At 68.6% G+C, this 12918-nt stretch carries 8 protein-coding genes and 1 pseudogene; 4 read left to right on the top strand and 5 right to left on the bottom strand.

Features of this window, described 5'->3' with window-relative positions:
- Window positions 1-69 precede the first annotated feature (69 nt).
- The 5 genes and pseudogenes from Acy02nite_RS44075 to Acy02nite_RS44055 all read right to left on the bottom strand — a co-directional run.
- A pseudogene (locus tag Acy02nite_RS44075) lies at window positions 70-888 on the bottom strand (IS5 family transposase); the annotation flags it as partial.
- Window positions 885-1085 carry a hypothetical protein gene (locus Acy02nite_RS44070; RefSeq protein WP_203755550.1) on the bottom strand — a complete coding sequence of 67 codons (201 nt, stop codon included), beginning with the start codon at window positions 1083-1085 and terminating at the stop codon, window positions 885-887. The gene Acy02nite_RS44070 and the pseudogene Acy02nite_RS44075, both read right to left, overlap by 4 nt.
- Window positions 1082-1486 carry a hypothetical protein gene (locus tag Acy02nite_RS44065; RefSeq protein ID WP_203755548.1) on the bottom strand — a complete coding sequence of 135 codons (405 nt, stop codon included), beginning with the start codon at window positions 1484-1486 and terminating at the stop codon, window positions 1082-1084. Before Acy02nite_RS44065 ends, Acy02nite_RS44070 begins: the two co-directional genes overlap by 4 nt.
- Window positions 1455-1907: a DUF6192 family protein gene (locus Acy02nite_RS44060; RefSeq protein WP_203755546.1), complete on the bottom strand. Its 453-nt coding sequence runs from the start codon at window positions 1905-1907 to the stop codon at window positions 1455-1457. The genes Acy02nite_RS44065 and Acy02nite_RS44060 overlap by 32 nt, the downstream gene beginning before the upstream one ends.
- A 386-nt stretch (window positions 1908-2293) precedes the next feature.
- Window positions 2294-3337: a YaaC family protein gene (locus tag Acy02nite_RS44055; protein ID WP_425548271.1), complete on the bottom strand. Its 1044-nt coding sequence runs from the start codon at window positions 3335-3337 to the stop codon at window positions 2294-2296.
- A gap of 364 nt (window positions 3338-3701) precedes the next feature.
- On the opposite strand from Acy02nite_RS44055, the gene Acy02nite_RS44050 reads away from it, so the two are divergent.
- Genes Acy02nite_RS44050 through Acy02nite_RS44035 form a run of 4 tightly spaced genes read left to right on the top strand, consistent with a single transcriptional unit; the run spans window position 3702 to window position 12702 of the window.
- Window positions 3702-5246, top strand: coding sequence for a DUF2397 family protein (locus tag Acy02nite_RS44050; RefSeq protein WP_203755542.1), 1545 nt, complete (start codon window positions 3702-3704; stop codon window positions 5244-5246).
- The gene (locus Acy02nite_RS44045; protein WP_203755539.1) at window positions 5243-6538 is read left to right on the top strand and encodes a DUF2398 family protein; all 1296 of its coding nucleotides are present in this window, start codon (window positions 5243-5245) and stop codon (window positions 6536-6538) included. The genes Acy02nite_RS44050 and Acy02nite_RS44045 overlap by 4 nt, the downstream gene beginning before the upstream one ends.
- Window positions 6535-11493, top strand: a complete 4959-nt coding sequence (locus Acy02nite_RS44040; RefSeq protein WP_203755536.1) for an SbcC/MukB-like Walker B domain-containing protein — start codon at window positions 6535-6537, stop codon at window positions 11491-11493. The genes Acy02nite_RS44045 and Acy02nite_RS44040 overlap by 4 nt, the downstream gene beginning before the upstream one ends.
- Window positions 11494-11496: 3 nt before the next feature.
- Complete coding sequence (locus tag Acy02nite_RS44035; protein WP_239175851.1) at window positions 11497-12702, top strand: TIGR02679 domain-containing protein; 1206 nt, start codon at window positions 11497-11499, stop codon at window positions 12700-12702.
- Window positions 12703-12918: the final 216 nt, after the last annotated feature.

Genomic DNA, 12918 nt, shown 5'->3' with positions numbered 1-12918 from the left:
TTACTGGACGAAGATGGACTTCTAGGCCGCGATCGACGACGCCTCAGCGGCTTGACGCTGCTCTTGAGCCCGAGCGAGCCGCCGGGTCATCAGGGTGATGTTCGCCCAGGTGATGTGGGCTTCGGAGTGCTCCGGCAGGCGTTCGTAGTCGCGGGCGTTGCGGCGGGCCCGCATCAGCCAGGCGAGAGACCGCTCCACGATCCAACGGCGCGGCAGCACCTTGAACCCGACCTGGTTCGGTGGCTTCTTCACCACCTTGAACGTGAGATCGAGTTCGTTGCGGGCCCAGTCGGCCAGTCCGGTGTAGCCGTTGTCGCCCCATATCAGGGTCAACTCGGGGTTCCGCTCGCGCATCTCGGGCAGCAGCTCCCGGGCGGCGTCGCGGTCGGTGACGTCCGCTGCGGTCACCTTCACCGTCATGAGCAGGCCCTTGGTGTCCACGATCAGGTGCCGCTTCCGCCCGTTGATCAACTTCGCGCCGTCGAATCCACGCGTGTCCCGGCTGACGGTCTCCGCGGCCTTCACGCTTTGCGAATCGATGATCGCGGTGACCGGACGGGCGCACCGGCCGGCGTCGACGCGGATCTGGCGGCGCAGCTGGTCGCGGACGTACTCGAGCACGCCGTTCTTGGCCCAGCGGGCGAAGAACCCGTAGACGGTCTTCCAGGGCGGGAAGTCCGACGGCAGGGCCCGCCACTTGCAGCCGTTGTCGACCACGTAGCGGATCGCGTCCACGATCTCCTGGCGCGGGTGCGCTTCGGGGTGCCCGCCGGTCGGGGTGGTGGAGGCCGGGGCCGGCAGCAGCGGGGCGAGGATCTCCCACTCGGTGTCGGTGGTGTCCGACGGGTAGCGGCGCCGGCGGGGCAGGGCCGTGATCGTGGCGTTCATTCGTCACGCGCCAGCAGCGTGAGGGCGGTCTTGACGCCGACGAGCTGGCCGAGCACCAGCTGCGCCCACTCGTCGTCGGGGTGGTCCTGGACGTGCGGGATGATCACGGTGTCCAGCAGCCGGGCGATGCGGTTGATCTCCTCGCGCACGAGGCCCCGGTCGTAGGTGACCAGTTCCTCGCCCACGATCGTGGTCATGCGCTGCGCACGAGCAGGCCCAGGGCGGACTTGACCCCGGTGAGCTGGCCCAGCACGAGTTGCACCCACTCGTCGTCGGGCAGCTTTTGCGCGTGCGGGATGATCGTGCTGCTCAGGAACCGGGAGATGCGGGTCAGCTCGATGCGTACGCAGGCCCGTTCGTAGGCGATCCAGTCGGCGGGGTCGGTCGACAGCTGGTAGCCGTCGCGGCGGGTCCAGGTCAGCGGGGTCAGGTTCTGCGCGGCCAGGACCTCACGCAGGAACCGCAGCCCGGACTGCACCTGATAGGCGCTGAGCTCGGTCGCGGCCACCAGCTGCCGGGTGGTCAGCCCGGCCGGCCGGGCCTCCATCAACGCGACCCGGACCAGGTCACCGGAGACGTTCGCGGGCACCCGTCCCATGGCGGGCTACTCGCCGGCCAGGAGGCGGGCTAGCTAGGCCCTCCTCCGGGGTGACCTGGCCGGTGGCGACCGCACCCTCGATCCAGTCCGCGGCCGCCCGGACCCGGGCCAGGTTGCGCTGCACCGTCGCCTTCTCGTCCTCGGTGTAGTTCTGCCCGCGCAGTCCCGGGACGATCCGGCCGGCCGAGGCGACGAACTGCGCGCATGCCCCGACCAGGTCGAGGAACTCGCTGGTGTGCTCAATCTGCTGCAGCGCGGGGGTGCGCTGCCGGACCAGCTCGCCACCCTGGCGGGCCTGGTCGACCTGGGCACGGTTGACCGAGTGCCGGGCCGTGGTGTCGGTCATCGCCCGCGCGGCGACTTCCGGGCGGTGGTTCAGGCTGCGAGTGGACAACGGAATCGCGGCAGGGTAAGACAGCACGGCGAGGCTCCCGGTTGGGGCATCGGATCTTGGTCGACTGCTGTCTTACCGGGAGCCTCGTCCTATGTCGACTTCCGGCCGCCGCTACCCACCGTGACCTGCTCAGGCAGGATGAAAATGGCTCAGAGTATCCGGCGGGAAACGAGAGGCGCAGTATACTTCGCGCCGAACACTGCTCCTCGAGAAACGTCAATTTGAGCTTCATGAATCGACGGTTCCAATCAATACGAGCGTTTCCTAGCCGCCGCGATCGGACGCACTCAACTCGGCATGGCAATTCGTCATGCCGATGAGAGACCGCCGCCAGCAATGCCCAGGCCTCATATCTAGCCAGATGGGCCGGCACAAATCGCCATGCGGGCATGTAACGATTTCCCGACCAGGGCCTATGACGTCGGAGCCTGTTCGCGAACGTCTCCGATTGTTACGGCGATGAGCTCCGGCACGACGACCAGCGCAGCGCTTAGTATCTGCTCGATCGAGACGGCGAATGAACTCCGGTCGACGTCCACGTACTCAGACCACTCCGCAGGCTGGTAGCGGGCGAGCATTGACAGCGTGTAGAGGACAGCCCACCAAGTCATGAGCGGGTGCATCGGCCGATTGTTGTTGCCGATTGCTGGAACGAGGTAGAAGTCCTCGTATGCAGTACCGTGTCGGCTACCGATCTGCTGAAATAAAGCCCGCCGCCGCGCCTCGGTCGTCTGTCCTCCGCCGTCGACGACCACGTTCACGTTCAGTTCGGCATGGCCGTTCTGGTACAGAAGAAAATCCGGAGGAGAATCCGGATTCGAACTCGCCTTGACGTACTCGTAGGCGCCAAGGGTGGGATACGAACTCAGATAGGTCCGCAGGTCGACTCCAGGAAACGCTGACTGGGTTAACCGTGGAGGGAGGTTGCACACCGCCATGCTCAGCAGCGGATGCTGCTGCTCGTACCGGTGGTACTCCAACCGATGCGCTGGGCGTCGATCGGTGTCATCCTGGATCGGCCATTCTGCGGCCTCCGGCAAGGCATCCCAGAGCTGGGACAAGCCGATCGCGTGGCTCTTGCCCCACGTCGGGGACTCGAGCACCTCAGAAAGCCTGAAGAAGCTACCTCGGGCACCGTCCGCGTACACCGGGATCGACGGAAGCGAAGAGGTTAGATTGCCAAGCTTGATGCCGTGCCCGGTCAGCCGCCAATCGTCCCGCACGCTGGACGCCGCCGCGATGACGGCACGACCAGCCTGGCTGAGTCCGTAGTAAAGCAGCACCGGAGCGGTCGCGGGTCCGACCACCGACGCCGCTTTGAAGAGCTGTTCGGCCTGCTCCAAGGCTGACACGTAGGTGGCACGACGCGCCCTGTCCTCCGCTGCTGCCGCCGGCGGATTGGAGCGCGTTGCACGGAGGGTTGCCCAACTCGCTGATGCCTCGGATGATCCGACCACGCCTCACATGATCACCTACCTGCTTGAGACGGCGACACCTCGTATCCGGCTGACCATGCCGAACCGCGATCTCGCCTCAGTTTTTCGGCAGCCAGGAAGAGCATGTCGACTGGGGCCAGCGTATGCACCTACACGGGCACCGCAGCGAGCACAACTCACTCTCGGATCCTCGCCGGCTCCTTGCGAGACAGCATCGATACCGCCCCCCGGCTTCGGTCCTACCTGGCGATCTTGCGGTAGCGCGCGGTGGACCGCCGACCGTAAGGTGACGGAGCCGGTCACTGATTGATCTCGGACAGTGGCGGAAAGTGTCGGTGGGTGCCGCGATGATGGCGCGGTAGGCGAGTTTGTCGGGAGGTAGCCCATGCCGAACCCACCTCGGCTGTGGTGGCAGGACATCGACCCGGTCGTGTGGCGGTGCTTCGGCCAGAGCGAGGACCTCGCGCGGGAACGCAACACCGCGGTCCTGGCTGCGCTGGAGGAACTGGCGACCCGGGCGCCGATGTCGACGCTGGCCGAGATCAGCGCCCAGATGCGCGAGGTCGGCTTTCGTGATCAGGCCAGCGACCTCGAGCTGCGCGACGTCCTGGACTACCTGACCGGGGCTCTGCTGGTCGAACCTTTCCGGGACTACGCCGCGCTCAACGCGGGCCTGGATGCGGTGGTCCGCCGTCAGGAAGCGTGGGCGCTGACCAAGATCGGCCGGGCGGTCGTCGCGGCCGTACGGACCGCGGTCGTCGACTCGCGGCGGGCGCTGCAACTGCCGAGCCGGCTACTCGACAGCGTCGAACGAACCGTGCGTGACCTGACCGAGCATGTCATTTCCGATGCCGGCCTGCTGCCCAGCGACCTGGATGATGTCCGGACTCGTCTGGAGGAGATGCAGCGGGTCACCGCCGACTTCTACGCGGCGCTGGCGCAGATGGTGCAGTCAGACGTGACTGATGATTTGTTGTTCGGCGAGAACCGGGACCGGGTCATCGAAGCGCTGCGGCAGTTCCCGCGTGAGTACGGCAGGGCGTTGCGCCGGGTCGAGGCGGCGCTGACCGATCTTGAGTCCTGTGGGCACCGGACACTGGTGGAAACTGCAGTCGGGCACGCGGGGCTTCTCGACGCCCGCGACCAGCAGGACTGGATCGACGAGCGGGTCCGGCGGCTGGCGGATCTGGCCGCCTGGTTCGCGCCGACCGGATCGGTGCAGCGCCTCATCTCGTCGGCGGCCGGCGCGGTGCACACGCTGCTGGTGGCCATCGATCGCCGCTACACGGCTTTGCGGCGCGGCTCGGATCTGGCCGCCGACTTCCGGGAGCTTGCGTACAGCCTGTTCGCCCAGCCCGACGATGATTCGGCACGCCGGGTGTACGCAGCGGCGTTCGGGCATTGGCCGGCGGTTCACGCCGTGGTTGGCACCGCGGGGGAGGACGTCGCCCATGCGACGGTCGCCGCCGGTGGGACGAGCAGGCACCAGGTCGAAGTGGTGTTGCGTGAGCACGAACGTGCCGGCCGGGTCAGCGGCCGCCCTCGCAAAGTGCCCGACGCCGGCGCCGCTCGCGCGGCCGCGCTGAAGAAGGCCGCCGCGACCGCGGAGAACCGGCGGCGTTTCGCCGCCCTACTGGTCACCGACGGCGAGGTGCCGCTGGCACATTTCGCCGGGCTGGAGACGACCGCCATGGTGATCTTGCTCGGCGCGGTCGAGGTCGCCCGCAACGCCATTGATGCCGTGACCGGGTACGGCGAGGCACATGCCGAAGGCGCCAGCGTCGTGGTCCGAGTCCGGTTGGGCCACCCTGGCGCGCGTACAGCCATCCGGTTTGCTGAAGGGGTTCTGGTTGCACCGGACCTGCTGGTCACAGTCACCGCGACGGAGGCCGGGCAGCAACCCGCGGTAGCGGCGGAGGGCGCGGCGTGACCGAACGACCCATGCTCGACCCGGATCTGGCTGATGCGGCCCGGCATCTGCTGCTCACCTGCCGAATCTCGTCGACGGAGGACCCGCTGCGGTACCGGGCGGTGCTGCGCGGCCGGCGAGAGCTCAGCGACTTCTTCCGTATGGAACTGGGCTGGGACCTGCACATTCACGACGTCTCCGGGGTCGTGCGGTTGCATAAGCGCCGCGATGACGTGCCCGGCGACCGTGGACCTCGGCTGCAGCGGCGCACTGGACGCGGCGACCTGGCTCCGGCCCCTGTGCTGGTGCTGGCCGCGCTGGTGTGCGAGCAGTTGTGGCGGCGTCCACGGATCAGCTTGCGGGAGTTGCTGCAGTCGGTCGCGCAGGTGTGCGCCGCCGAGACAGGCACCGGCAGGCTTCCGCCGTTCCGGATCGTCGCCACCGATGGTGTCAGCAAACGGGAGGCGCAGGCGGCGCGGGAGGACATCGTCGACGCGATCAAGCTGCTGCAGGCCGACGGGGAGATCAGCGTCGACGCAGATCTCGATCGGGCGGTCACCGACGAGAACGCGGAAGTGTTCATCACCGCCGATCGCGACAGCCTGGCCAACAAGTTCGCGTCCCTGTCGCCGACCCTGTTGTCGCTGAGCACCCGGCCGGTCGAGGCACATGTCGCCGCGCTGACCGCGGTGTCGCTGCCGGACGCCGAACCGGACGCCGTGATGCAGCGGCAGGCTGGCGTGGAGGGACGCCGGCTGACTGCGCTGCGCCGGGTCGTCGACGACCCGGCGGCCGACCCGGGCGACGACCCGAACCCGGTCGGTTATCTGGCGACCTCGACCGGCCGGGAGCGGGCACTGAACCTTGCGTCGTCGCTGGGTCTGGTCACGACGGTCCGCCGGGACTGGTGGGAGATCGTCGACCCGACCGGGACTACGTCGGATGCCGACTTTCCGCAGGGCCGCAAGACGGAACGGCAGGCGGCGCTGGCGCTGCTGTCGCACCTGCCGTTTCACGGCGCTGACGAGATCAGCGCCGACGAGATTTTGGCGTTGTTCGATGAGGTCCGCCAGGACATGCCGCGGTGGGCTGCCGGATACGCCGAGCGGCTGCCCGCGCTGGTGCGGGCCGCGGCAGCGGAACTGGTGACGGCCGGGCTGCTGCGCCAGGCCGGCGACAGCCGCTGGCGGATTCTTCCCGGTGTGCATCTGTGGCGGATCCGTGTCCGTCAGGGCCAGGCCGGGCGGGAAGGCCGCCACCGCGCGGCAGCCGACGACAACGCCGGCACCAGCGGACTGGGGGAGCAGTTGTGAGCGTGATCGCGTATCCGGGCCGGTGGGCCGTCGGTGACGACGAGCAGGTCACGGACGGCACCGACGGTCCGATGGTGGCCGGCAGGTGGCAGCCGACCAGGGCCGGCGCGGTGAACTCGTGGGCGTGGACCGATGAGACGTTCGTGTTCGCCGACGGCTGGCTGGCTTTGGCTGGCCCGAACGGCTCCGGGAAATCGTTGACCGCGTCGATGCTGGTGACTGTCCTGCTCGACGGGGAGGTGTCGCAGAAGGCGCTGTCGGTGTCCGGTGAGGCCGCCGGAACCCTGATCGACCGGCACACCGACCGCAACGCGAAAGAAGACCGCACCGGCGCATGGTGGCTGGAGTACGGGTATCGCGAGCCTGAGACCGATGAGATCCAATATATGAGTAGCGGGCTGTGGCTGCGGTCGCAGAGCAGCGGCCTGCAGAAGGCGTTCTTCCTGTCGCCGGGCCGGGTCGGCACCGACCTGCTGCTGCAACAGCAGCGAGATCCGGTGGGCATCGACGGGCTTGCCGAGCAGGTCGCGGCCGTCGGCGGCCGGCTGTTCACCTCCCACGAGCGACTCACCGTCAAGATCCGCGAGTACGGCAACGTCGCGGACGAGAACCAGTACCGCGACGCGATCCGGACCAGCCTGTTCGCGCCGCTGGACCCGGTGCAGTTCGACGCCCTGGTCGGTGTGCTGCGCAGTCTGCGTAGTGTCCGTACGGCGGAGGCGATCTCCCCGAACCAGATGCGGGCGGTCCTCACCGATGCCCTTCCGGCGCTCGACCCGCGGGCGCTGCAATTCATCGCCGACACCATGGAACGCATCGCCGACCTGGAAGAGCAGCTCAAGCGGGCCCGCGCCGAAATCCGTCAGCTGGAGCAGTCCGAGCAGCACTACCAGCGCTACATCGACGCGGTCATCGCCGAGGAAGCCGGGCAGCTGGCGCACGCGCAAACGGTCTTCGACGATCATGCCCGCCAGGCTCGCCTCGCCGAACAGCAGCGAGACACCGAAGACGCCGCTGCGCAACGGGTGAGCAAGCGCCGCCAGCAGCTGCGAACCGAGACCGCCGACGTACGGGGCAGACTGCAGGCAGCCGAGGACGCGTTGCGTGAGCACGCCGGCGCCGAGCTGCCGCATCTCGAGCAGCGCCTGCATGACTTGCGGCAGCGGCACGCCCAGCTGGAGCAGGCCCGTGACGACCTGCAGACCGAAGCGCAGGAGGCCGCTGAACGTGCGTTGGAGTCGGCCGGGCAGGTTCACAGCGGTCAGGAGCAGTTGACCGGTATCAGTTCCCTGCTGCGTACGACGGCCGCGGAGGTCGGCGCTCAGGCGTTCGTCGACCGGCTCGCCGATGCCACCGAGCAGGTCGCAACCCTTGCCACGGTGGAACACGTCGTGCCGGATCTGGACGTGCAGCGGCTCACGCAGACACCCCGCGGCTGGGCCGAGGCCCGCACGAGCAGTCTGAACGGCATCGACACCGCCCTGCATGCGCACGATCTGGCGCAGGCGCAACAGCGCACCGAGGCCGGCCACCTACGGACCGCGGAAAACCAGTACGACCGGATCGCTGACCTGGCCGCCGACGCCGCCGCCGACCGCCGCACGGCCGAACAATCTTTCCTGACGCAGCTGCACCTGTGGAACGAGCAGCGGCTGCAACTGCCCGCGGTACCCGCCGAGCTCAGTGTTGATGCCGAAGACCGGATCGATCCCGCCCGGCTGGTGGAGTGGCTGCACCGGGCAGTGAGCAGCACCCGTGACCGTATCGCTCTGGCAGCCCGCGAGCAGGACGTCCGGCACGGCAGCGACGCGGTCGAGAAAGCGGCCGGCGTCGTGCGACAGGCGACCGCAGCGCGTGAGCAAGCCGAACGTGACGTCGACCAGGCAGACCGACATCTGGCGCAAACACTGGAGCAGGCCGCACAGCAGCGCGCTGAAGCAGACACGTATGGCAGCCAGGCGCACCTCGACCACAACGCGGCCGCCGAAGCAGCACACCAGATCACGACGGCCGCCGAACACGCGCTCGACGCGAGCCGGGCCGCCGCCAGCCAGGCCGCACAGCAGTGGAGGGGAGAAGTCGCCGCTTGGCGGGCCGAGCTGGTCCACCTCGACGGCCGGACAGTGACCCTGCTCGACGACCCGGACGCCATTGACGTACGGCAGCCGTTCGTCGACCTGGAGCGAGCACATGCCGCCGCCGTCGGCGGCCTTCACCGGGCCATCGCTGACGCCGACCGTGCCGTGGCCGAAGCCGAGGGCCGTGCTGCGACCATCGACGCCGACCTGGCGGCGGCCCGCCGCCAACCGCCCGCCCCGCAGGCACCGCCGTGGCGGTCACCACGCGATCCGCACGCCGGCGTGCCGTTGTGGGCAACGGTCGCGTTCGCCGACCATGTCAGCGCCGACGAAGCGAACCTGATCGAAGGCGCCTTGCTGACCGCGGGCCTGCTCGACGCCTTGATCACCGCGGACGGCTTGGTCAACGACGGCGACCTGCTGCTCGCCGGGGACAGCCCCGCAGCGGGGCGCAGCCTCGCCGAGGTGCTCACCGTCGAAGCCCGACCCGACGTCGACCCGCGGCTGGTGGGCTGGCTGCTGCGCGCCGTCGCGATCGACCTCGCCGGCAGCGACCTGAGGATCGGCCGCCTGCGGACCGGGGCGGTGATTGCGACCGCACCCCGCGGCTACCAGGCCACCTTCATCGGTGCGACCGCCCGCGAACGGGCCCGGCTGGCCCTGGTCGCTGACCTCGAACAGCAGCTCGCGCAGGCCCATGCTGAGGTCGCCGCGGCCCGTCAGCACGGACGAGAACTCCACACCGCGGTAGAAGAAGCCGGGCAGGAACGGGACCGGTTTCCTACGGCCGAACTGGTCTCCCGGACACGTACCCACGTCACCGCGATGCAACTCGAGCTTGCCGGCGCGCGGCAGCAGACCGCCCAGTCACTCGCTGCCGCGGCAGCCGATCTGACCACAGCTGTCGCCCGTGTCGCTGCCCTGCACCGTGACATCGACCGGACAGTCGAGCAGTCGCGTCAGGCCACCATCACCGCAGCCGCTGACCTGCGCCGAGCACAGGACGCCGAATCCGAAGCTGACGCGGCTCTGCGCGGTGCCCGAGAAGAGCTGGCCGAAGCCGTCCTGCAGCGCGACGATGCCCGCACCGCCGAGCAGCAGTGCACCGCAGAACAGAACCGCTTCCCGGACCTGGACGAGCTTCGCCGAACCAGCCGCGACGAAGACGACACCGCCCGCGACGAGGCCGCCGCCCGCGCCCAGGTCGACGAACACCGCCGTCGGCACGGCACCGCCGGGGACCATGTCCGGCAGACGCTGCGCGAACTCAACACGGCGGCGACCCTGCCGGACGGGTCGATACTGCCGATCGACCGGGACAACCTGCAACGCCACCGTGCTGCTGTCGGCACCCTCGTGCAGCAGATCGAGGCCTGGCAGAGCGCCGCCGCACGAACTCTCGAACTGCTCAAGAGCGCGCACCGTGACCACGGCACGGCAACCCGGCTCGCCAACCGGCTGCAGAAGGCCGCCGCCGAGGCGGATAAAATCGGGCTCGAAGCCGAGCAGCTCGACGCCCGCGTCGAGGAAACCCGCAACCTGTACGGCGCCGAATACGCCGAACTACGCGGCAAGCAAGAAGCGCTGACCAGTGACCTCGAAGCCAAAGACGCCGAGGACAAGCAGCTCGAAGCTGACTTCCGCGAGCACGACCGGGCCGCGGCCAGCGCACAGGCCACCCTCGACGGGATCGCGCCACGCCGCGAAGAAGCCGACAAGCACCGCACCGCCTGCTACCTGCGTGTCTGCCTGCTGGTCACTCACGGGTTCGCTGCCTTGCCCGACACGTTGACCAGCGACGAGCAGGGCCGGCCGGCGAATATCACCGCCGCGCTGACCTGGTCACGGCAACTGCTGGCCGACCAGCCCGCCACCACGGCACGCCTGGACACCCTCAAGACAAACCGGGAACGCGCGCAGCGGCAGCTGGAAACGACCATGCGCTCGGTCAACCGGGCGCTGGCCGAGTTCGACCAGCAACTGGACAGCACCACCCTCGAGGGCACCGAATGGCGCCGGATCACCCTGGCCGCCCCGAACGCCGCCGTCGGCGAAGACCTGCGCCAAGCCGCGGACACGCTACGGGTCACCGCCGAAGGACTTGAACAGGACCTGCGCCAGGACATCAAAGCAACCCTGAAAACCTCGATGTTCACCCAGCTACGACGCGACATCCAAACCCGGCGTGAGGCCGCCCGCGACCTGGTCCGGCACATTCGTGCCACCCTCGAACACGTCCGCACCGGCGTCGCCCAGGTCGGCGTGCAGGTCGACTGGAAGGTCCGCGACGACGACAACTCCCAGCAGATGGTCACCCTGCTCGCCGCGCCACCCTCCGACGAAGTCTTCGACCAGATGTATGCGATCCTGCGACAACGGATGGAAGACGCCGTCGACGAACCCTGGACCGACCGGGTCGCGCACACCTTCGACTACCGCTCCTGGCACCAATGGGACATCAGCGTCACCCACAGCAGCTTCGGCACCGACCAATTCCGGCCGGTCAACGCCCGCTCGAACCCGCTCAAAGGCCTGTCGACCGGCGAGTCGCGGCTGGCGACCATGCTGCCGCTGCTTGCCGCCGCCTGGTCGATGTATTCAGCACCCACCTTCCAAGGACCGCGGCTGCTGTCCATCGACGAGATCGACGCGGCGTTCGACGAACCGAACCTGCGCCAAATACTGGCGCTGCTACGTACTTGGAACTTCGACGTGCTGGCGACCACACCGACGATCGCTCCGTTGATCAAACGCGAAGCGCAACACGTCGTCGTCCACGAAGTGGTCACCGACGGCCGGCACCGGATCACCGTGCCCTGGCTGTGGCGCGGCAACGGCGAACCCTCCCCGCTGACCTTGCCGACCGCGGGTGGGTGACCGGTGGCCGCCGATCTGACCTATCTGGCACACGACCCAGACCTGTTGCCGCTCTGGCGGGCCGTTCACGGCCGCTTGTGCGCCGGCACCAGCCCCGAGATGATCAACGCCGTCCGGGTCGCCGGCCTCAGCCCTGCCGGCATCGCCCAGCTACGCACCTGGCTCGACACGTCCACCCGACGCCGACGCGGCGCATCAGCCGTCACCCTTGCCGGTGACACCGCGACTGTCCCGGTACGTGAGTTGCTGGGTGTCCTGCAACTCGAACCGGTCCAGCTGACCACCCTGGTGGAGAAGGCCATCGGCGACCCCATCGTCGACCGTAGCGTCGCCGCCCTCGCAGCGGCCACGTTACGGGAACAGCTGTGGCAGTACGCGTCCGAGAACCTGCCCGGGCTGCCGCTACTGCTCGCCCGTATCCGGGCCACCGGCGTCGGCGAGGACGACACCGCGATCCGCCACAGCATCGCCGCCTTGGCTGCCGCACTACAGCGACTACCTGCCCAGCCGCCGGTCCCGCTACCCAAACTCGCCCACGACGTCACCGGCGACCCGCACTACTTCGACCTCGACACCCTCAACGGCATCCGGCTCGTCGCCGCGCTCGCCGAGCGAGCCGGGCAACCCGAACCAGCCCGGCCCGACCGGATACGCGCGCTGCTTGCCCGCTATGGCGTCATAGCCGACCGGCTCTCGGCAACCGTCCTGCTCTTCAACGTCACCGCAGACGGCGACGGTCCCATCGACCGACGACTACGAGAGTCACCTGCGCCCGTAGCGCTCACCCTGCTCGACCTCGTCGAACATCCGCCGCTGCTCGCACCACAGACTCTGACCGTGGTGGAGAACCCGTCGGTCATCGAGGTCGCCTACACCACTGGCGTCCGCCAGCCCCTGGCCTGCACCAGTGGCCAACTCCGAGCCATCGACCACATGCTCTTCCAACTCGCCGTCCAACACCGCCTGACGCTGCGCTACGCCGGCGACATCGATGCCGCAGGCCGACAGATCGCCACGGCAGTCGCAGCTACGTACGGCGCCCACCTCGTCGGGATGGACGAGGAGACCACAGCCGAGGCGCACCTATACCCGCCGGCACTGCCCGCACACGCCACCGGCGGAAGCGGCACCGAGAAGGAGCCTGCCATCCCGAGACCGGTCTATCAGGAACATGACGCCGTCCTTAAGCGGATATTCGGCCTTCGGTAAGGCGCCGCCGTTCGGCGAACAAGGCCTCGAGGCTGTTGACGGTCGAGGTGACCAGCTGGTGTTCGGCAAAGGTGCGGACCGGGCCAGGCATCTGCGGCGAGAAATCCGAACGAATTCCGATAGCGCCTGACGGCGGACCCGGGCCTCACTGACGAGGCCCGGGTCCTGCTCAGGCGGGTGGCCGCAGGGTGTCGGCGGCTCGGCGCAGATCGGGCG

Origin of the sequence: Actinoplanes cyaneus, assembly GCF_016862095.1 — a bacterium.
Taxonomy (GTDB): domain Bacteria; phylum Actinomycetota; class Actinomycetes; order Mycobacteriales; family Micromonosporaceae; genus Actinoplanes; species Actinoplanes cyaneus.
This window is presented reverse-complemented; position numbering and strand designations above follow the sequence as displayed.